Origin of the sequence: Roseburia faecis (assembly GCF_001406815.1) — a bacterium.
Classification (GTDB): Bacteria; Bacillota; Clostridia; order Lachnospirales; family Lachnospiraceae; genus Roseburia; species Roseburia faecis.
The window spans coordinates 18,024-37,841 of the sequence record NZ_CVRR01000009.1 but is presented as its reverse complement, the minus strand read 5'-3'; the positions used below and the strand labels follow the sequence as shown (position 1 = coordinate 37,841).

The window sequence follows — 19,818 nt, the reverse complement described above, 5'->3', positions numbered from 1 at the left end:
TGATGAAAAAGTCCCTTGAGAGACTGAAAACGGGATGTATACACCAAAAATAAGACAAAAAGTCCCGTAGTGATTTCTAAATGGGACATAATTGCAAAGAAAGTTGCTATATATCCTGAAGAGATAAATTGCCGGGATATCTATGTAAAGAAAAATTTTATATGTCCCAACAGAAGGGAGGTGCGGGATATATGAATTTACTTTTTTCCGATATATCCCATTGTTAAAAAAATATAAAAATTTACTTTACATGAGAATGAAGTTGTGTTTTAATAACGTCATATTAATGCACAGAAAGGAGAGGTTTTTATAACAATTTATCATCAGATTCTTTCGGAGAAGAGAAGGCTTACGAAAGAATTACAACAAATCAGTGAAGAACTATTGCATCTTCCTGATGGAAAAATTATTTGTGTTCACAATGGAAACCGGGTGAAATGGTTTCACAGTGACGGTCACACACAGACGTATATTCCAAAGAAACACAGAGAATATGCACAGCAGTTGGCATACAAAAGATTCTTATTGGAAAAACAGACAGAGTGTAAAAAAGAACTGTATGCATTAGAACTTTATCAACGACATGCAGTTGGTGAAAATAAAAAGTCGGACAGGTTTCTTTCAGAAGATCCGGCGTATCAGGAATTGCTCTGTCCATTCTATCAGATGGTTACGCAGGAAGAACTTATATGGAGTGATACTTCCTATCCTAAAAATCCCAATTATCCCGAACAATTGAAGTATAAAAGCTGTAAAAATGAATATGTACGATCCAAGTCAGAAGCATTGATTGCAATGAATTTGTATATGGAAAAAATTGCATACCGTTATGAGTGTGAATTAAAAATCGGGAAGGCAGTGTTTTATCCGGATTTTACAATTCTTCATCCGCTGACAGGAAAAGAAATTTATTGGGAACATTTTGGGAAGATGGACTTGCCTGAATATGCAAAGAATGCCGCGGATAAGTTACATATGTATGCGAGAAATGGGATATATCCGGGAGATCGGCTGATTACAACATATGAGACTATGGAGCAGCCGCTGGATACTGCAATTGTGCAAAAGTTAATTACTTATCATTTTAAATAATTCTGAAAGGCAGGAAAATGAGAGTATTTTGCTCTGGAAATTTATATACAGGGTATGTTGATAAACAAATAAGTATCATCTGATAAAGATTTTGTGGCGGTATTAAAAGGTGGGACATATGCAAAAAAAGGCGAGGAAACCTCCCACAGAAATCCCAAAGTAGGACATATGCAAAAAAAGGCGAGGAAACCTCCCACAGAAATCCCAAAGTAGGACATATGCCAAAAAAGGCAAGGAAACCTCCCACAGAAATCCGAAAGCAGGACATATGCAAAAAAAGGCGAGGAAACCTCCCACAGAAATCCGAAAGCAGGACATATGCAAAAAAAGGCGAGGAAACCTCCCACAGAAATCCAGAAACGGGACATAATCAGAAAGAAAATCTGCATATGTCCCAACAAAAGGAAAATGTGGGACATAGTCAAAAGAAAATCTGCATATGTCCCAACAAAAGGAAAATGTGGGACATAGTCGAAAGAAAAAGCTCCATATGTCCCACATCCTATTTAAGTTTACCTGAAATAAAATTTGAATAAAGTTTGTGAAGTGATGGTGTAAGTTTTTCAATTTTTTGCGATGGTCAATAAATCAGCCACCATTTTTACAAGGTTTAATCAAACTCAAGTTCTTCATCTGCAGATTCTGAAACATACGTTTTGTGAATATACCGGTTCATTAAATTTTTCGGAACAGAGATGTCTTCTTTTATCAGTAAATCCAGTCATACAGGGGACGTATGATATAAAAAGTCTTGCGACCTTCCAATAAAGACTGCGGACCTAATGGGTCAGCAGTTCTTCATGAATCCCCTTTGTCTGGGTATCGTCTACACCACCCATATAGTAAGTTTTCCCATTTGCGGAAAATTGGAGAAACGCATCATTTTCTGGATTTAAGAAAACATTGACATCCTCCCCTCCGGAGATGGTAAATGTGCCTTTTTCCAATGTATCCATGCTGGTGCCGTATGTTCTGGTCCAGTCCGGCAGATCACTTGCGGTAAGAAGTGTGGGATCTTTGATTTCACTAAGCGGAATCTGATAATCTGTTTTCAGATGCTGTGCGCATAGTGTGTGGTTTTGGATCACCAGATCAATGGGAGTAAATTCCTCCTGAATCAACCATATGCATAACAGAGGGAAGGAAAGCATCATAATGGCACTGAAAATAGTAAGTCCTTTTCCGAGGGATGTGGCCATATTTACCGTTGTCCCGATGCCGACGCGCTGTTCTACCATCGTATGGGGATCGGATGGATTGTAGTAGAGGATGCCGTCGATCCAGTTTCTGTCATCATTTTCATCGCTGGTCAGATTCCGTTTTTGTGCATAGCTTCGGTCAATTTTTTTCAGCTTTATCATGCAGAAAATGCACAGCAGGAGTAAAAGCAGTGTATAAACAATCATGCCGGCGATGGAACATATTCCCATGTGTCTGGCAGACAGGGTAAGGATCTCCAGAAACAGGATCAGTGCCGTGTTCAGCCAGCAGCAGATCAGCCAGAAGTTCTTCCAGAGGTTTTTCTTTGCGCGTGCATAATTGATATTCACGTCACTGTCCGTACTGATGACGGAAACCGGCTGGCGGTCTATCCATACAGCTGCAAGCCAGAAGACCAGCCCGCAGGAGGCACCGATCAGACAGGAAATCCCAAGCCCGCTGGACTTTGGAAGCAGCAACAGGGCACTTGCGATACCGATTATATTTGGCAGGAAAAACGGGAGAAACCGGACTTTTCTTACGGAGCCAGCCTGTTTTAATTCCACATAATGTTCCGGCTGCCGGTCTTCGTACAGATGGTTTTGCGTTTTCCATGTTTTCAACCGGTGATTCGCACGCATGATCGGCAGGGAAAGCAGAAAAATCGCTGCCAGAAGCCAGAACATCCAGATGGTAAGCTGAATGGACATATGGGAGGTCAGCAGACTTACAAATGGAACAATCGCAAGGAGAATGGCGTAGTAACGCATTTCCTTTTTAAATTTTTGCCGGATGTCTGCGACGGTGGCATCTTTTATCCATTCTTTTTTCATGTTTACGGCAAACAGGCGTCCGTTCTCATACTTGTTTTGTGTGGAAAACAAAAACAGCATGATAAAGACGATCGGATACATGGTTGCAAAAAAGATAATATTCATAATCATAACAATCACCCCTTATAGATGCGTTTGCATAAGTCGAAAAATTCTGTCTGCGTCATGCCGCTTACTTTCGCTTCGGAAATGATCTGGCGCAGCAGTTCCTGGGATTTTTCCGACAATTCTTTATTCGTTTCAAATTCCTGCCGCACGCGGGCACCGCTTCTGCGGTCGGTGTAGATGTAGCCCTCCTGTTTTAAGAGGGTGTAGGCTTTGCTGACGGTCATGGAGTTGATACCGATCTCCTCTGCCAGTGCCCGCACGGTGGGAAGTTGTTCGCCCGGAGCAAGCCGCCCGTCCGAAATGCCGAGCACGATCTGATTGCGGATCTGCTGGTAGATCGGAATCTCGGAGGCATCATTGATGGAAATTACCATGTTTTCTCCTTCCGTAAATATCATACAGTATTTTGTATTAGCTACAATAATACAAACAATACAAAATGTCAAGTAAAACAAGAAGGAATCTTAGGCATTGAAAAATAAATAAAAAAGTGCATAATAGGTTATAGAAGAAAGGGAAATTATTCTATGAAAAAATCAATGATCTATCGTGTATTGATCTATATTGCAGGATTATTAATCCTGGCGATGGGTCTTACCCTGAATACGAAAGCGGGACTTGGCGTATCTCCAATCATTTCGGTATCTTACAGCGTATCGGAGATCACACATCACAATTTCGGAAATACAACACTTGTGTTATACACAATTTTCGTAATACTGGAACTGGTTTTGCACAATATCCGGGAAAAGCAGTATGAAAAAAGGGTGGAAAAGTCACTTCGGGAGACAGAAAACGGCACGGAAGATTTACTGAAACATGCAAACCGGATGAACCGGAAGCTTATTTTTGTTATGGACATTTTGCAGATTCCACTCAGCATCGTGTTTACGCGGTTTTTAAATGTGTTTTCATCGGTTTTGCCGGCATTTCCGGAAGGAAATATGACAGCACCGGTTATGGTGCAGCGGTTGCTCGTATTGCTTCTTGCCCTGCTCTGTACAGGAATCGGTGCAGCAATGTCTTTGAATATGCGGATTGTCCCGAATCCTGGCGATGGAATCGTACAGGCGATTGCGGATTGTATTCACAGAAGTGTCGGATTTACGAAGAACTGTTTTGATGTGCTCAACGTGACAATTACGATTGTGATCAGCCTGGTCTGCACCGGGCGGTTGCATGGTATCGGGATCGGAACGGTGCTTGCCGTGATCCTTGTAGGGCGTACGATTGCGGTCTTTAATCATTTTACAAAGGAAAAACTGACGGCACTTGCCGGAATCGAGGAGTAAACAGGCGGTTACTTTTCCAGTGGAATTACTGCAAACGGGGAGCGTTCCCTGTTGTAGGTATGCAGTAAACCATCTGGAAAATTTCAAACCGCAATCTACATAATCAATTCTAAAAATATTCGTTTTCTATATAGTATAAAATAATCAGGAAATTCTCAGGAGAATAATTATTCAATCAATTTCATTTCAGTTTTCGTGAGCTCAAGTCAGGGCATATTTCAAGCGTGGTGGTGACGAAAATAAGACTATACTATTGAATCAGAAGCATCTGATACCCATCTTGTACTATCTTTTTTGGTCAGTCAGTTGTTATATATATAGTTTTTGATTGTGTGCTGTTTAAACTGACACCTGTGGATGTCGAAGCAAAAATCGTATGATGTTTATAAGCAGGCAAATATGGATGCATTTTCCTAGAATATTGCGAAGAATAATATAATACTTTACACAGAGATTTTAATTTTCTGAAATGAACACGAGTACAAATATTGCAAATAGTAAAAATGCACAAAAAAATAATTGGAAATATGACACTACAGACAAAAATGCAAAAGAATATTGACATTAACAAGAACAGGTAATATATTTAATTTACAAGATAAATGTACACGTGTACAACACGACGCAGCAAGAATAGTTGAAGGTTATTTGCTTGACGAAGTAGAATAATTGGACATATTTCAGAATGGAGGATATATGAATAAGTTTAAAAAGTTTATGGCATTGGGATTGGCGGCAATGATGGTTACATCACTTGTAGCCTGTGGTGGATCAACAGGTAATGCAAAAAATAAGAAATCAGATTCATCAAAAGGGACAACAGTTACTTTCTGGAATAGCTTTACCGGAGCTGATGGAGATATGCTGGTAAAGATGGTTGATAAATTTAATAAGGAAAATACTGATGGAATCAAAGTAAAGATGGATATTTCATCAGATTTTGACAGCCAGTTATCAACAGCATTTGCAGCTGGCGAAGGGCCAACAATGATTCTTAGCTCAAGTGCTTACAGATTTACATATGGGGACTATTTGCAGGATGTTAGTGATGTGTTTGATAAGACAGATTTGAATAAGGATGATTTTATTCAGTCATATTTGGATTATTGTTCTGATGGTGATAAAACATATTTCGTCCCATTCCAGGTAGTTGGATACTATATGTACTGGAACAAAGATCTGTTTAAAAAGGCTGGTCTTGACCCTGAGACACCTCCTACATCATGGGATGAGTGGCAGCAGGATGCAGCAAAGATTTCTGATTCAACCAAAAATATTTACGGCTCAGGAATTTCTTATGATTATGCCTACCAAATTGCACACATTATGCAGAGATTTGGGGGATTGGCTGTTACTGATGATAATGGAACGTGGAAGGCTAATTTTGAAAATAATGCGGGATATGAGAATTTCCTTAACATGTACAAAGATATGGTGGACGATGGCGATAATCCTCTTGAAGCAGATACGGATTCAATGATGAGTGCAGGACAGGTTGGAATTACTGTTGGAGGTCCTTGGGTAACAGCAGGACTTGACACTGCCGGGGTGGATTATGGTATCGGGCTTATTCCACAGGGCGATGCAGGAGATATGAATTCTGTTGAGGTTATTGGATTTGGTATTACAACAGCAGCAAGTGATGCCGAAAAAGAAGCTGCTTATAAATTCATCAAGTGGTGGAATACCCAGGATAAAGATGGAAGCAGTCCTGCTTTAGAGTGGTCTCTTCAGAATGGATTCCCGGCATATACATATTCAGTTCAAAATAACAAAGAATATAAGGCTAATAAGAAACTGAGCGCCATGTCGGCAGCTAATCCGGAAGCTCCTACAGATTTTATAGTTGATTCAAACTTCCCTGGCATTAATTCTGTATTATCAGATGTTATTCCAGAGATGATCAACTCGGTGGCATTTGGTAATTCATCGGTTGAAGATGCGTTAGCAAAAGCTCAGAAATCGACCCAGAAGATAGTTGATAAATACAACAAATAGCAGGAAACATAAATAGCAAAAGAAGGGGCGGCTTTAATAAAAGGTCGCCCTTTCAATAGAAAGGTTGAAGTAATAGATGGAAAAAATAAGAAAGTATTGGAATAGACCATCCAGAAGTGCATATGTTTTTATCGCTCCTTCAATAATTTTATTGATATTATTCAATATAATTCCCTTAATTATGGCATTTGGTTTAAGCTTTTTTGATGTCCCTATTACGATGAATCATGCTACATTCGTAGGATGGGATAATTTTGTAGAAGCATTTCATGATCCACGCTTTATAAACAGTTTAAAGGTTACTGCGATTTTTACAGGCATTGAGGTACCTGTGCAAGTATTAGGGGCCTTGGTAATAGCAGCATTTATTAGCAAAAATAATAAGAGAAATAAGTTTTTACGTGCAGTGTACTTTCTCCCTGTTATTTGTTCTGCAACTGTAATAGGTATTATGTGGAGAATGATTTTACATTCAAATATAGGCTTTATAACGGCTGCTTTACAGTCAATGGGATTAGGAAAAATTAATTTTATGAATACTCCGGGACTTACAATATTTGTAATCTCGTTTATATCAATATGGAGAAGCTTTGGTATTTCGACAATAATATATGTTACTGCAATCCAGCAGGTATCACCTTCATTATTTGAAGCAGCTCAAATGGATGGGGCGGGAAAAATTCTTCAGTTTTTACATATAACAGTTCCTTCCATACGGCCTACATTCTGGTATATCATGATGACCAGATTTGCAGGTGCTCTTCAGATTTTTGATATCATATATGTAACGACAAACGGTGGACCAAATTATACTACAGAGTCAACTGTTAGTTATATATATTCAAGAGCGTTTTCATCAAATTCAAGCATGGGATATGCATCGGCAATGTCGGTAGTACTTTTCATTATTATTATGTTCATTACTGTCTTGATGTATAGAAGAATGGTAAAGGAGGACTAACGGTATGAAAAAGAAAAAGACGATAAGTATTGGGAAAGTATTCTTTAATGTACCGGTTGCTTTGATATTGATCATAATTGCTTTGCTGGTTTTAGTGCCGGTCATTTGGATGACATTTAGTGCTTTCAAGACAGAAAGAGAGATCATTTCATGGCCACCTACATTTATTCCTAAAACATTTACACTTGAAAACTTTGTGGACGTGCAGGGGCGAATTAACATTATTCGTTATATTGCAAACTCTGTAATATATGCAGGTGTAACAACTGCTTTAGCTGTTGTCGTAAATAGTATGGCTGGATATGCATATGCATTTTACGAATTTAAAGGTAAAACAGGAACATTTTTGATGACATTGGCAACAATGATGGTTCCTTTTCAGGTAATTATGGTTCCGTTATTCCTTGTTGTATACAAGATGGGAATGTATGACACTTATTGGGGACTTATAATTCCGAGAGTGGCAGTTGCTGGTTCAATATTTATGATGAGAGCTGCGTTTACGGGGATACCGAAAGAAATGGCAGAGGCAGCCAGAATTGATGGCCTGTCGGAATTTGGAATATTCTGGAAAATTATGCTTCCGCAGGTAAAACCAGCGGTAATAACATTGGTTATTTTAAGTGTTAATGGCTCTTGGAATGATCTGTTATGGCCGATGATTGTTACAAGCAGTACAGAAATGAGAACACTTGCAAATGGATTAGCATTATTTATAGGACAAAATACTATTGAATATGGTGCTGCTTTTGCAGGAGCACTTGTTTCATTACTGCCGATGTTTGTACTTTATATGTTTGGACAGAAGTACTTTGTTGAAGGCATGAGCAGTGGTGGATTAAAAGGATAGGAGTTGAGGAAGATGGAAACTACAAAAGTAGTATGTAATAAAGAATTTCAAATTGACAGAGTAGATTCTAGATTGTTTGGCTCTTTTCTTGAGCATATGGGAAGAGTCATATATTCTGGAATATATGAACCTGACAACAAGAATGCTGATGAAGACGGCTTTAGGCAGGATGTGATTGATCGCGTAAAAGAAATGAATGTAACAACAGTACGTTATCCAGGTGGTAATTTTGTTTCTGCATACCATTGGGAGGATGGTGTTGGGGCTAAAGAAAAGAGACCGCATAAACTTGATCTTGCATGGAGGTCAATTGAAACAAATGAATTCGGTACAAATGAGTTTATGAAATGGGCAAAAAAAACAAATGTTAATCCTATTTTTACGGTAAATTTAGGAACACGGGGTGTTGAAGATGCTGCACATTATCTTGAATACTGTAATTTTCCTAGCGGAACACAGTATAGTGACATGCGTAAATCTCACGGTGTAGATGAGCCATACGGAATAAAAATGTGGTGTTTGGGGAATGAGATGGACGGAAGCTGGCAGATAGGACACAAATCAGCGGAAGAGTATGGAAAGATTGCGGCTGAGACCGGAAAGGTTATGAAGTTGATAGATCCTGATATTGAACTGATTGTATGCGGAAGTTCTCTGTCAAGTATGGATACATATCCTGAGTGGGATATGGAAGTATTGGATAAAACTTATGATGTTGCAGATTATCTGGCACTGCATCAGTATTATGCAGGACAGGAAAAGGGAACAAAAACTTTTCTGGCACAATCGGTTGATATGGAAGAGTATATTCATACTATTAGATCTGTTGCACAGGTTATCAAGCAAAAAAAACGTTCTAAAAAAGATATGAAGTTTAGCGTTGATGAGTGGGGCGTATGGGCTGTGCCAAGCAATACTGTAAATAATGAAATTGATGAGAAACCATGGCAGATAGCACCCGCAATCAGTGAACAGATTTACACCCTTGAAGATGCGTTATTGTTTGCAGAGATGCAGATGGTAATAATTAGAAATGCAGATGCAATTAAAATCGCATGCCAGTCACTTCTTACTAATATAAGTGCATGTATTATGACAGAAAAGGGTGGGGGGCATTGGTTACAGACTATATATTATCCATTTTATTATTTCGCAAATTACGCTAAGGGGATAGTTTTAAATGTCTCGAGTACTGGGCCAGTATATGACTGTAAAGAATTTAACAATGTGCCTTATGTAGATTTTATTGTTGTATGGAATGATGAGGATGGAGAGTTAGTCTTTTTTGCAGTAAATCGTGATGAAGATAATAAACAGAAAGTGTCACTTCAATTGTCGGATTTTGAAGTAGATAGTGTAATCGAAAGTATCGGTATGACAGCAGCAGATAAAAAAATGACAAATCAATTTCAGCATGATGCTGTTAAACCGGAAACAGTTGACAATGTGAAACTGGGCAATGGGGAGGCGAAAGTAGTATTAAAACCATTATCATTTAATGTGGTTAGATTAAGAATAAATCAGTAACAGGAATATATAGTGAATCCTGAGAAAATCGTGAGTTCATTGATGATAACAGGCGATTATGGTATACTCTGACTAGAAATATACGGGGGTACGGATATGGCAATTACAGTAAATCAGATAGCAGAGCAGTGTGGTGTTTCCAGAACGACAGTTCTTAGAGCTTTAAATGGTGGAAGTGTGTCAAAGGACACTAAGGAACGAATATTGCAGGTTGCTAAAGATAATAATTATCGCCCGAATCTTCTGGCTAGGAGCTTAAATCATGGAAGAACAATGTCACTTGGGGTTGTAACAATCAATATCGAAAACATGTACTTTGTACAATCATTAAATACTATTAATAAAGAGGCTGATAAAAGAGGATATTTTACTAATATAGTAGTTTGTGATGATAGCCTTGAATGGGAGAAAAAACTTATTCAGGGATTGGCTGAACGTCAAATGGAAGGGATATTGATTAACCCAATAAACAAAGGAAAAGAATTTGAAGATTTTCTCTTATCACTGCATGTTCCGGTAGTATGTATTGGCAATCAGGTATCAGAAAAGATTACAACTGTACAGGTAAATGAAATGGTTGCGACCATGGATGCGGTAAAACATATTGTATCAAAGGGCTATGAGAAGATTCTGTTTATCTGTCCTCCGCTTGAGATGAAAGAAGTGAAAAATACTTATACGCATGAGCAGAGAGAATTGGGATTTAGAAATGCTATGGGGATGTATCCAGATGTAAATATGCATGTAATTGGAAAAAATGAATTTTTACAAGAAGTGCAAACAGTTTGCAAAAATAATCTGGATAAAAGAACCGCTTTTCTTTGTTCAGGAGACAGCTATGCATTGATGATAATGCAATGGGCTGCTAAGGAAGGCTATGAAATTCCAAAAGATTTTGGATTAATGGGATTTGATGATATCAGTGTTTTACAATATATTTCTCCAAAACTTACAACGGTTTCGACAAATGTTGAGGGAGTTGCATCTACTGCGGTAGTGGAACTTATCCAACAGATAGAATCAGAAGTATATTCGCCTAAGTCTATATATTTGAATCACAAAATATTAGATAGAGATACATTATAATTACCGTATTCATATTTCCTGTGCGAATAAAGGAGATATGAATATGAATAAGAACAATTATATAGAAACTGAGTACAATAAACCATTTATTAGACAGCGTGCAGATCCATATGTGTATAGGCATTCGGATGGAAGCTATTATTTTACAGCTTCCGTGCCGGAGTATGACAGAATAGTATTGCGACGGAGTAATACTTTAAACGGGTTAAGAGAGTCAGATGAAGTAACTATATGGAAAAAGCATGATAAGGGAATCATGAGCGTGCATATTTGGGCACCAGAGATTCATTATCTAGACAATAAATGGTTTATTTATTATGCAGGAGGAGATATTGATGATATATGGGCTATAAGACCATATGTGTTAGTGTGTGAAGGACAGAATCCGTTAAATGATCCGTGGAAAGAACTTGGAATGGTAAAGGCAACTGATGCTTTTTCTTTCAATGATTTTTCATTGGATATGACGGTGTTTGAAAACAAAGGTAAGAGATATTGTGTATGGGCTGAGAAAGTAAATATCGGTAAGAAAATATCTAACTTGTATATTGCAGAGATGAAGTCTCCTACAGAACTTGCTACAGCGCAAGTACTTTTATCCTCTCCTGATTATGAATGGGAAAGGGTTGGTTTTTGGGTAAATGAAGGACCGGCAGTAATCAAACATAATGGAAAGATTTTCTTGACATATTCAGCAAGTGAAACGGGAGAATGCTATTGTATGGGAATGCTGAGCATTGGCGAAAATGAAGAGATTTTGAATCCTCGTGCTTGGAAGAAGGAATGTAATCCTGTTTTGAAAACTGATGTTGATAAGCAAATATATGGACCAGGACATAATTCGTTTGTAAAAGATGAAACAGGTAATGATGTAATGATTTATCATGCCAGACAGTATGATGAAATTATAGGTGATCCGTTGTATGATCACAATCGTCATGTTTATCGGATGAAAATAAAATGGAATTCAAGAACTGAACCCGTTTTTAACTATGGCAATAACTTTTAACATGATTTTCAGAAAGAATAAGGAGGAGTCACTAAAACAAGCAAATATAAAAACAGACCGCCTAAGTGAAAAATCAAAGCGGCTAAATTTCCATACCGAAAATACATCGAAGATCTGGAAATGAATCTTCTCCCGGAAGGAATGCGAAAATGCCTACCGGAGCTGTGTACGCTGGATTTTATCAGAGAAGGAAAAAACATCATTATGACCGGCAATCCGGGAACCGGGAAAACGCACACGGCTATCGGACTTGGAATAAAGGCCTGTGAACAGGGCTATCGTGTCCTGTATACAACAATTCCTTATCTGGTAACAGAACTAAAAGAAAGTAATAGCAAGCAAAAACTCCGCACATATCAGAAACGCTTTGAAAAATACGATCTGATCATAGCTGATGAGTTTGGTTACATATCTTTTGATCGGGAAGCTACTGATTTGTTATTCACAGTCCTTTCATTAAGGGCATCCCAGAAATCAACCATTATTACTTCAAACCTTACATTTGAGAGATGGGACGAAATCTTCGAAGATGCCGCCATTACAAGTGCAATCGTTGATAGGCTTACATACAAAGCTTATCTGATTGATATGGAAGGCGATTCCTACAGGCTCCGTGAAACTCTGCGGAACAACGGAACCGACTTCGAAACAGTAGTAAAATAGTAACTGCACCTGTGGCAGTAATGCTGCAGGTGCCAAACTTGGTCTATAGTGACCTAGTTTTCAATGAGCGGTTGACCGAATTTTCGGTTGACAAATACAGCAAGTATTTATTACAAAATAAAAAGATCTCAGGATTATTCCTAAGACTGAGATTTTGATTATATAATAACACTGACTAAAATGCCCTTCTATTTTACTGAATTTCTTCTCCATTTTCATTTAAAAACTTGTATTGTATATCATAATCAGATGAAATATTCGACATGTCCAAATAATATACAAAGGGAATATTATTAATTTCTATATTTTTGGTTATATCAGCTCCATTTCGTGGCGATATGACAGCCTGTATGGTACTAACATTTTCATTATTGCAGACTATGATATATCCGGTATTCAGTTTACATAACCTTAATTGCCATCCTATATCATTCAAGGAAATGGCATTTTTATATTTATATTTTCCATCCTGATTTTTGGAAAACTGTGCTGCATAATAATGATATGTTTTGTCGTTTTCCCCTGTCATTCCGACAACTATGGTAGTATCATTATCTACAATACGGCCACACTCTATCATATCAACTTCAGCAGATATATTTTCTTTTTCTTTCACAACATCTAACATTTCATCAGGTGTACTCACTTTTTTTCCGCAAGCAGCAAGGCATATCGCCAAAGAAAGGATAAGTAAAACGGTTACTTTTTTCATCTTATTCCTCCGTTATCATTGTGATTAAATTACTCTTTTTCGTAACATTCATTATCTATATAGTATAAAAAAATCAGAAAGTTTTCAAGAGAATAAAATTATCAAAATTGATAGAAAAATGTTGTTTTGGTCGTAAAATCTTGAAACTTGCGTAAAATAGTTGTAATTTGTATATCTTTATGTTATTATCCCACTATAACCTAAAACTATAATCTTAGTTTATACTCAAAAAATATTATCAATGTTAACGATGAAAGGGGAAAATATGGAGGAACTGACTACAGCGGAATCCATGGTGATGAAAACAATCTGGGATCATCCCCATGAAATGGCACTACAGGAAATTATGAAACTGACAAACGAAACATACGGGAAAGACTGGAAATCCCAGACCGTATCAACTTATATTGCAAAGCTGGTGAAAAAGGGCTTTCTAAGGATGAACCAGAGCGGGCGCAATGCCACATATGAGATCATAATACCGGAACTTTCCTATCAGCAGGAGCAGAGTCGCAAATTTGTAAAATTCTGGAACCGTGGATCGGTTGCACAGTTTTTAACTGCTTTTTATAAAGATCATAAACTTACCAAAGAGGAAATAGAGGAGTTGAGAAAAAGCATTGATGAACTGGATCAATAATTTGTTTTACATGGGGCTGTTTACTGCACTTACAGGCAGTATTGCATTTGCGGTATATGCAGTTGTTGCAGGCGTTTTGGATGGGTTAAAAAAATACCGCTATATATATGGGCTGTTGCTTGTGGTGTTACCGTTCTGGCTGTTTCCGGGGCTGTTTCTCCTGTTGTATGTTACGCATTACCGCAAAATGGGGGAGGCACTGTTTATCAAGGGGCACCTGTTTGAACTGACACCTGTGATTGCGCACATAGAGTGTGTGGCGGCAGTGGTCTGGCTGCTTGGTGCAGCAACGGTTCTTGTGCTTCATCTGGTTCGTTATTACCGGGTGGAACATTACATAAAAAAGCACCGGATGCCGGCGGAAAAACGGCTGCAGCTCGTTGCGGCAGGGACAAAGGAGCGTTTAAAGATCCGGGGAAATGTAGAAGTGTATTGCTGCTATGGTATTTCTTCCCCGATGGTGCTGGGGCTATTTCATAAATGGATTGTATTGCCGGTGAGGGATTTTTCTCCGGAGAGTCTGCAGATTGTGCTTACGCATGAGTTTGTACATGTGCGGCAGCACATCCTGACGTTGAAATGTGTGGGCAGAGTGCTGGAAGATTTATTCTGGTATAATCCGCTGATCTATATTTTCAATCGCAGGCTGGATTTCTGGTCGGAAATGGCATGCGACATGGAATGCTGCCGTGATTCCGAAAATGTTTTTTCTGTCGGACAGTATTTTCGTGCAGCACTTGAACTGCTTACGGAAGAGACCCGTCCTCTCGAATTTCCGTTTTCCATGTTTGGGGCGCAGAATCATTTACAGGAGCGTATCCGCCGGATGAAGCAGTACCGAAAACAAAAAGAGATGAAACCACTGGCTGTTTTGGCAAGTTTTATTCTGGTTTTTCTTGGCAGTATCTGCTTTACCTGTGGAGCCGGCATCGGTACACAAAAAGCTGTACAAAAAATCTATGCAAAGACTGTACAGCAGAAAAAAGTGAATGTACAGATGGAGGTTATGGACAATCAGGTCTGCTATGCGACGCAAATAGAGACAGATCCGGATGCCAGACACAGTTATATGGTAAAGGAAGAACCGTATGATGTTTATAAACAGGCAGTTATGGATGCATTTCCTGAGGATATTACAGAGGATAGCATAAAACTTTCCGCAGAGATTCCAAAACAGACGTTATGCAAATGGGCGGTTAAAGGAAAACCACAGAAAATCAGCATCACGGTCGATAACATCCGCGCAGACAAAACAATTTGTGTGGGGATTCTGACATCCGCCCATAAACGGGTCTATATTGAGGCAAATGGAGAGGTGGGACAGTTATTTGAAACATCCGACAAAGAATTTATACGGAGTGTTTTTATAGAAAATACGGATGTAGATACGGTTAAGATTTCCGGGATTGCTACAATGTTAAGTGATTCAGAGCAGAATGCAGGAAATACACAGCGATAGAAAATCAAAAATTGTAATTTTTATAAAAAATCGTTATACTGTAATAAACGGTATAGCGATTTTTTCGTGAATATTTTAAAATTTTTGGAAATATCAGATGACAGATCAGTTTCCATACATTGTCTGCACTTGACTGTTTGACATTCATAAAAAGCGAGGTAATTTATGACAGCGAAAGAAAGAAATGATTATTTTTATGTGTGTGCATTGATTGAGTATATTGCAAGGGAGACCTTGAATCACAGAGGTGATATCGTTAAAGCCATCGGTGAAGAAGGTATTAAGAAACTACTACATGATGCGGAAATGGATCATTGCCTTAGCTTTGAGCAGGTCAGTGATAAAATTTCAGAATTTAATACGGATTTATATTATCAGAATCCGGACTACCTTGAATGGTCATACAGAGATGGAAAATTACTGGATTAAAAACTAAAGTAAATTAAAAGGGAGCGGATTCCATTAACGAACTTCTTGGGCTGACGATCAAATCAGCCCAAGAATAATATTAAAAAACAGATAAAGGAAAAGATGGAGGAGTTTAAAGATGAACAGGTGGACGAAACGTTGCATGGCATTTGTACTTACATTGACAATTATATGTACTTCAATAAGCGCAGTGAAACCAACAGTGGAAACGACATATGCGGCCACTGTGCAAAATATTACGAAGTCAACAAAGGTTGTATGCAGGAAGACGGTTGCGGTGAAAGCACCGTCAGGATATAAAAATTGTAAATATTCAAGTACGAATCCAAAGGTGGCTTCCATAGATGCAAAGGGAAAATTAAAAGCTCTTCGTCTGGGCGTTACAACCATCACAGTAAAAAGCGGTACGAAAAAGAAAAGCTATACGATCACGGTTGTTCCGGAAAAGAAAAGTGATGTAAGACTTAATCAGGAACTGATTCTTGGCGGACAGATGGTTCAGTTAAAGTTAGTATCCGATAAGTATGATACAAGTCAGGTAAAGCTGTATGTTGATAGTGCCTTTAAGGAAATTGACCACAGGGGAAATTGTAATTTCAAGAAATATAATGGTTATCAGGCAAGTGGATCGCTTTATTATTCGTATGGGCAGTTTACCAGAAATATTACCCTGTACATCTGTGATAAAGATGTGATTTTTGATGGATTAATAGAGAATTCCCAGGCTGGGGTAAACTATGATGCAGATTCTCTGCAATGGGAATTTTTGGGGAAATCATTCCATTATAAACAGTTAAAAAATAAAGGCATCGAAATTCAGATGGATGGCAGTGCATTGCCGGATCAGATTGTTTATACTCCGGGAGATCATACATTTACTGTTATTGCCGGAAAAGAGATATATAGCAAAAAAATTAGTGTCAGTTATTCGGTCAAGGATACGCTGATAAAAAAAGACGCAAGAGGATATACAGAGGATGGAAAAGCTGTATTTGATGCGGCCTTTGCAGCAGTTGATCAGGTAGTGAAGGATGGAATGGGTGAGGAAGAGAAAGTAAAAGCCATTCATGATTATTTAATCTATCATGCCAATTATGTCAATAATGGAGATTATAGTACCGCGGAAAACTGGGCATATGGAGCTGGTGGAGTATTGTTACATAAAGAAGGTGTCTGCCAGAGTTATGCGTTTGCTTTTTATATGATGGCAATATCTGCTGGGCTTGAATGCAGGTTTGTATCCGGTACAGCAGATGGAGGTGGTCATGCATGGAATCAGGTTAAGGTTAACGGAAAGTGGTATTATATTGATTGTACATGGGATGATCCGGTTGGCGGAGGATATGAAAATTATAAATATTATTTATCGGAGAGCCTTTGGTCAGATCATATTGCAGAGACGGCAAAAGATCTGTCGGAGGATGGAAAATATGATTGGGAGCATTATTATCTGACAGGAGCAGATTATGCCAGATAATAAGACTCTGTGGCAAGTTTCATTATCTAAGGGTTATTTCTGGGACAGTCTAGCCGACTGCCTCAGATAGCTCTTTTTCTTTTGCAGCTTTTGCCGCCTGTTCACGCTCTTTTCTACGTCTCCAATAAGTACGATTCCAAGCACGTTTGCGGCGTTTGTGTTCTTCCTCTTTTATCTGTTCGGGTGTAAGCTCCTGCATCGGTCCGTTTCCTTCTATGTTATAAGTATCATGAAATTTTAATTCCATAAATTTATGGAAATTAGTGGAGATATATTGATATCTTTGTTGTAAAAAATATCACGTTTCCTGTCGGTTGTCATTTTGGTAAACTTGAAGTTAACGGGTTCAAACTGTAATCTCAATTTGATTGCCTTCGATTGCAACAATACAGCTTTCGTAGTAACCATCTCCTGTTGTCCGGGGACCGCTGATTACTTCATATCCATCAGTTTTCAACTCTATGGTCAAGGCATCAACCTTTTCTTTACTTCCTACACTAAATGCGATATGTGCATACCCCGTGCGAGCAAGCTCCTTAGGTGAATCAAGCATTTCTGGCTTATTCATAATCTCCAATCGTGTGCCATCATCAAATGACAGAAAATAGGAGCGAAAGTTAGTTTGCAGGTTATGATATCCTTCGTTTGATTTTGCACCTAGATACTTCATAAAAAAGCTACGAGTTTTTTGCAGGTCGTTTACATATAAAGCAATGTGTTCGATTTTCATAATTCACCTCCAAATTTCAATCTGTTAATTTGTTTTATTATAGCACATGTAAGCTCATTCACAATAAATAAGAAATTGCAAAAGAATCAGTTACCAGTTAATCAATGAATTAGATATAGATGTTCTTCCATTTTCTCCGAAATCATTAACAGTCTTTTCAAAATCATAAATCAATAGTTCCGGTTTATTTCTAACACATTCCTTGATACATTGACCAGATTTTCCAAAAACCATTGTCGGTGCCGTTTGAAAAGGCGAGGTAGCATTTACTGAAATAGTAGTAGTAACATTTTCAACTGCACGAGTTTGCAGATGTCCTCTAATCATACTATATCGCTCCTTGTCGTCCGTATCCGCTACATCATAAAACAAAACCACATTTATGTCGGTATTTCTTTTATACAATTCTCTGAAAAATTCGGGAAATCTTATTTCAAAACAAATTCTAATTCCAAACACAACCCCATCTATCTCAACTATTCCATCACTATTCCCTTTTGCGAAATTATCATTATCCCATCCCCATAAAGCCCGCTTGTCATAAGACTTGATTTGTTTATTAGGCTGAAATAGTAATGCTCTATTATATATTTCTTTTTCTTTAAATATGGTTCCGACAATAAAAGAAATATCATTTTGGTCAGCTACCGATTGAAGTCTATCACACATTGACTGCACAAGGTTAAAATTGACACATGATGAATTTGATATATCTCTAGGTGGATATCCTGTTAATGAACATTCTGGAAATATCAGTAATTGAACATCTTTATGTTTTGCTAAATATATTGCTTTTTCTATTTCTTTATAATTCTCATTTACATCTCCAGATATCGCAAATTGATACGCTCCAATTCTCATTTATCAATCATCTCCTTTTCCGCTGTAAAAAACATTTACAGCTATATAAACTTGAATTTCACTAACCCTTAATTGGTATCCATATTTCAATGATTGAATTTTCTCTATTCCAATGAAAACGATAATCGTATCTTTCAAAGTGCAAAAACTCCTCTTGCAGAGGCGTGTAGTCCGTATTAGGTAATATTTCCTGATAAATCTTTCTGTAAGTTTCATATAGGTTATCCATAGAACCAATATGCTCTACAGCAAGATATTTATACGACTGTATGTCTTTATAGATAAAGCCGTCTGGAATTACGTTTCTTTTTGGAATAGAACAAAAATAAAACAGTTTTCCGTTTCTCTTTATCATAAAGGCATATTTTATCCAATTCTCAAATTGCGAAAGATAGGATTTCTTCAAATCAGCGTTAAACTTTCTCCAAAATTGTGTGCTGATTTGAATATTTCGTTTATGATAATTTGTAAGTTCTACTTCTTGTCCTATAACTGAAAATGCTTCTAATTCACGAATTGTATATTTCATTTCTTTTCCCTATGTGCCGTAATAATCGTATAACTATAAGCATTTACAGTTATGATACAGTTATCTATATTCACATACCAGTTCTTCCCACTTCTTGTGATTACAGCCTTTACAGAATCGATTTTAGCTTTACACCAGCCGACTACATCATCTGTATCTAAAAACAGATTTCTTTTAATGCGTTCTACGCCTAATTCTGTTGTGTGCAATTTATCCAAATTCTTTAGTAATTCATCATCTGCATTCATTTTATAATTATCCATTTCTCTTCATAAAATTACGATTGTTCTAATTCTTTTCACGCCCACCTTCTTGCCCTTCGGACAAGAAGTATCCCTCGCTCAAAGAGCTCGGTCAATCCC

At 37.8% G+C, this 19,818-nt stretch carries 22 protein-coding genes; 14 read left to right on the top strand and 8 right to left on the bottom strand.

What is annotated here, in order from left to right:
- Positions 1-432 precede the first annotated feature (432 nt).
- Together M72_RS04705 and M72_RS17065 are read left to right on the top strand one after the other, a co-directional pair.
- Positions 433-1,092: an ATPase gene (locus M72_RS04705; RefSeq protein WP_138346109.1), complete on the top strand. Its 660-nt coding sequence runs from the start codon at positions 433-435 to the stop codon at positions 1,090-1,092.
- A gap of 218 nt (positions 1,093-1,310) precedes the next feature.
- On the top strand, positions 1,311-1,628 hold the full coding sequence (locus M72_RS17065; protein ID WP_055067372.1) for a hypothetical protein: 318 nt from the start codon (positions 1,311-1,313) through the stop codon (positions 1,626-1,628).
- A 243-nt stretch (positions 1,629-1,871) separates the two neighbouring features.
- Here the strand turns inward: M72_RS17065 and M72_RS04695 are convergent, their stop codons facing one another.
- Positions 1,872-3,236, bottom strand: coding sequence for a DUF5808 domain-containing protein (locus M72_RS04695; protein WP_055067371.1), 1,365 nt, complete (start codon positions 3,234-3,236; stop codon positions 1,872-1,874).
- A gap of 5 nt (positions 3,237-3,241) precedes the next feature.
- Positions 3,242-3,631, bottom strand: a complete 390-nt coding sequence (locus M72_RS04690; protein ID WP_243275895.1) for a GntR family transcriptional regulator — start codon at positions 3,629-3,631, stop codon at positions 3,242-3,244.
- Positions 3,632-3,760: 129 nt separating this feature from the next.
- Here M72_RS04690 and M72_RS04685 point away from each other — a divergent pair, with 129 nt between their 5' ends.
- The 8 genes from M72_RS04685 (at position 3,761) to istB (ending at position 12,619) form a co-directional block, all read left to right on the top strand.
- Positions 3,761-4,525, top strand: a complete 765-nt coding sequence (locus M72_RS04685) for a YczE/YyaS/YitT family protein (protein ID WP_055067370.1) — start codon at positions 3,761-3,763, stop codon at positions 4,523-4,525.
- A 696-nt stretch (positions 4,526-5,221) separates the two neighbouring features.
- A complete protein-coding gene (locus M72_RS04680; RefSeq protein ID WP_055067369.1) occupies positions 5,222-6,523 on the top strand; it encodes an extracellular solute-binding protein in 1,302 nt (433 codons plus the stop codon).
- 76 nt (positions 6,524-6,599) lie between these two features.
- On the top strand, positions 6,600-7,484 hold the full coding sequence (locus M72_RS04675) for a carbohydrate ABC transporter permease (RefSeq protein WP_022046514.1): 885 nt from the start codon (positions 6,600-6,602) through the stop codon (positions 7,482-7,484).
- A 4-nt stretch (positions 7,485-7,488) separates the two neighbouring features.
- Positions 7,489-8,334 carry a carbohydrate ABC transporter permease gene (locus tag M72_RS04670; RefSeq protein WP_022046513.1) on the top strand — a complete coding sequence of 282 codons (846 nt, stop codon included), beginning with the start codon at positions 7,489-7,491 and terminating at the stop codon, positions 8,332-8,334.
- Positions 8,335-8,346: 12 nt separating this feature from the next.
- Entirely contained in the window at positions 8,347-9,861 is a 1,515-nt protein-coding gene (arfA, locus tag M72_RS04665; protein WP_055067368.1) for an arabinosylfuranosidase ArfA, read from the top strand.
- A gap of 96 nt (positions 9,862-9,957) precedes the next feature.
- Positions 9,958-10,947: a LacI family DNA-binding transcriptional regulator gene (locus tag M72_RS04660; protein WP_022046511.1), complete on the top strand. Its 990-nt coding sequence runs from the start codon at positions 9,958-9,960 to the stop codon at positions 10,945-10,947.
- 43 nt (positions 10,948-10,990) lie between these two features.
- Entirely contained in the window at positions 10,991-11,956 is a 966-nt protein-coding gene (locus M72_RS04655; protein ID WP_022046510.1) for a family 43 glycosylhydrolase, read from the top strand.
- A 72-nt stretch (positions 11,957-12,028) separates the two neighbouring features.
- Positions 12,029-12,619, top strand: coding sequence for an IS21-like element helper ATPase IstB (istB, locus tag M72_RS04650; RefSeq protein WP_206541804.1), 591 nt, complete (start codon positions 12,029-12,031; stop codon positions 12,617-12,619).
- Between the two features lie 193 nt (positions 12,620-12,812).
- On the opposite strand, the gene M72_RS04645 is transcribed toward istB, so the two are convergent.
- A complete protein-coding gene (locus M72_RS04645) occupies positions 12,813-13,331 on the bottom strand; it encodes a hypothetical protein (protein WP_055067366.1) in 519 nt (172 codons plus the stop codon).
- Between the two features lie 241 nt (positions 13,332-13,572).
- Between M72_RS04645 and M72_RS04640 the strand changes: the two genes are divergently transcribed.
- The 4 genes from M72_RS04640 to M72_RS04625 all read left to right on the top strand — a co-directional run bounded on the left by M72_RS04640 (position 13,573) and on the right by M72_RS04625 (position 17,336).
- Positions 13,573-13,971, top strand: a complete 399-nt coding sequence (locus M72_RS04640; RefSeq protein WP_082413784.1) for a BlaI/MecI/CopY family transcriptional regulator — start codon at positions 13,573-13,575, stop codon at positions 13,969-13,971.
- The gene (locus tag M72_RS04635) at positions 13,955-15,430 is read left to right on the top strand and encodes a M56 family metallopeptidase (RefSeq protein WP_055067365.1); all 1,476 of its coding nucleotides are present in this window, start codon (positions 13,955-13,957) and stop codon (positions 15,428-15,430) included. The genes M72_RS04640 and M72_RS04635 overlap by 17 nt, the downstream gene beginning before the upstream one ends.
- A 165-nt stretch (positions 15,431-15,595) precedes the next feature.
- The gene (locus tag M72_RS04630; protein ID WP_055067364.1) at positions 15,596-15,859 is read left to right on the top strand and encodes a hypothetical protein; all 264 of its coding nucleotides are present in this window, start codon (positions 15,596-15,598) and stop codon (positions 15,857-15,859) included.
- Between the two features lie 118 nt (positions 15,860-15,977).
- Positions 15,978-17,336, top strand: coding sequence for a transglutaminase domain-containing protein (locus M72_RS04625; RefSeq protein WP_082413783.1), 1,359 nt, complete (start codon positions 15,978-15,980; stop codon positions 17,334-17,336).
- A 49-nt stretch (positions 17,337-17,385) separates the two neighbouring features.
- Here M72_RS04625 and M72_RS17060 read toward each other — a convergent pair whose 3' ends face one another.
- The 5 genes from M72_RS17060 to M72_RS04605 all read right to left on the bottom strand — a co-directional run bounded on the left by M72_RS17060 (position 17,386) and on the right by M72_RS04605 (position 19,704).
- The gene (locus tag M72_RS17060) at positions 17,386-17,583 is read right to left on the bottom strand and encodes a hypothetical protein (RefSeq protein ID WP_155175866.1); all 198 of its coding nucleotides are present in this window, start codon (positions 17,581-17,583) and stop codon (positions 17,386-17,388) included.
- A gap of 99 nt (positions 17,584-17,682) precedes the next feature.
- Positions 17,683-18,066, bottom strand: a complete 384-nt coding sequence (locus M72_RS04620) for a VOC family protein (RefSeq protein WP_055067362.1) — start codon at positions 18,064-18,066, stop codon at positions 17,683-17,685.
- Between the two features lie 90 nt (positions 18,067-18,156).
- On the bottom strand, positions 18,157-18,927 hold the full coding sequence (locus M72_RS04615) for a carbon-nitrogen hydrolase family protein (protein ID WP_055067361.1): 771 nt from the start codon (positions 18,925-18,927) through the stop codon (positions 18,157-18,159).
- 61 nt (positions 18,928-18,988) lie between these two features.
- Complete coding sequence (locus tag M72_RS04610; protein WP_055067360.1) at positions 18,989-19,456, bottom strand: GyrI-like domain-containing protein; 468 nt, start codon at positions 19,454-19,456, stop codon at positions 18,989-18,991.
- Positions 19,453-19,704: a DUF3781 domain-containing protein gene (locus M72_RS04605; RefSeq protein WP_055067410.1), complete on the bottom strand. Its 252-nt coding sequence runs from the start codon at positions 19,702-19,704 to the stop codon at positions 19,453-19,455. The genes M72_RS04610 and M72_RS04605 overlap by 4 nt, the downstream gene beginning before the upstream one ends.
- Positions 19,705-19,818 lie beyond the last annotated feature (114 nt).

Excerpts from the sequence above, each read along its gene's own strand:
- M72_RS17065 (WP_055067372.1), top strand. The coding sequence starts at position 1,311 with ATGCCAAAAAAGGCAAGGAAACCTCCCACAGAAATCCGAAAGCAGGAC.
- M72_RS04695 (WP_055067371.1), bottom strand. The coding sequence starts at position 3,236 with ATGATTATGAATATTATCTTTTTTGCAACCATGTATCCGATCGTCTTT.
- M72_RS04690 (WP_243275895.1), bottom strand. The coding sequence starts at position 3,631 with ATGATATTTACGGAAGGAGAAAACATGGTAATTTCCATCAATGATGCC.
- M72_RS04685 (WP_055067370.1), top strand. The coding sequence starts at position 3,761 with ATGAAAAAATCAATGATCTATCGTGTATTGATCTATATTGCAGGATTA.
- M72_RS04680 (WP_055067369.1), top strand. The coding sequence starts at position 5,222 with ATGAATAAGTTTAAAAAGTTTATGGCATTGGGATTGGCGGCAATGATG.
- M72_RS04675 (WP_022046514.1), top strand. The coding sequence starts at position 6,600 with ATGGAAAAAATAAGAAAGTATTGGAATAGACCATCCAGAAGTGCATAT.
- M72_RS04670 (WP_022046513.1), top strand. The coding sequence starts at position 7,489 with ATGAAAAAGAAAAAGACGATAAGTATTGGGAAAGTATTCTTTAATGTA.
- arfA (WP_055067368.1), top strand. The coding sequence starts at position 8,347 with ATGGAAACTACAAAAGTAGTATGTAATAAAGAATTTCAAATTGACAGA.
- M72_RS04660 (WP_022046511.1), top strand. The coding sequence starts at position 9,958 with ATGGCAATTACAGTAAATCAGATAGCAGAGCAGTGTGGTGTTTCCAGA.
- M72_RS04655 (WP_022046510.1), top strand. The coding sequence starts at position 10,991 with ATGAATAAGAACAATTATATAGAAACTGAGTACAATAAACCATTTATT.
- M72_RS04645 (WP_055067366.1), bottom strand. The coding sequence starts at position 13,331 with ATGAAAAAAGTAACCGTTTTACTTATCCTTTCTTTGGCGATATGCCTT.
- M72_RS04640 (WP_082413784.1), top strand. The coding sequence starts at position 13,573 with ATGTTAACGATGAAAGGGGAAAATATGGAGGAACTGACTACAGCGGAA.
- M72_RS04635 (WP_055067365.1), top strand. The coding sequence starts at position 13,955 with ATGAACTGGATCAATAATTTGTTTTACATGGGGCTGTTTACTGCACTT.
- M72_RS04630 (WP_055067364.1), top strand. The coding sequence starts at position 15,596 with ATGACAGCGAAAGAAAGAAATGATTATTTTTATGTGTGTGCATTGATT.
- M72_RS04625 (WP_082413783.1), top strand. The coding sequence starts at position 15,978 with ATGAACAGGTGGACGAAACGTTGCATGGCATTTGTACTTACATTGACA.
- M72_RS17060 (WP_155175866.1), bottom strand. The coding sequence starts at position 17,583 with ATGGAATTAAAATTTCATGATACTTATAACATAGAAGGAAACGGACCG.
- M72_RS04620 (WP_055067362.1), bottom strand. The coding sequence starts at position 18,066 with ATGAAAATCGAACACATTGCTTTATATGTAAACGACCTGCAAAAAACT.
- M72_RS04615 (WP_055067361.1), bottom strand. The coding sequence starts at position 18,927 with ATGAGAATTGGAGCGTATCAATTTGCGATATCTGGAGATGTAAATGAG.
- M72_RS04610 (WP_055067360.1), bottom strand. The coding sequence starts at position 19,456 with ATGAAATATACAATTCGTGAATTAGAAGCATTTTCAGTTATAGGACAA.
- M72_RS04605 (WP_055067410.1), bottom strand. The coding sequence starts at position 19,704 with ATGAATGCAGATGATGAATTACTAAAGAATTTGGATAAATTGCACACA.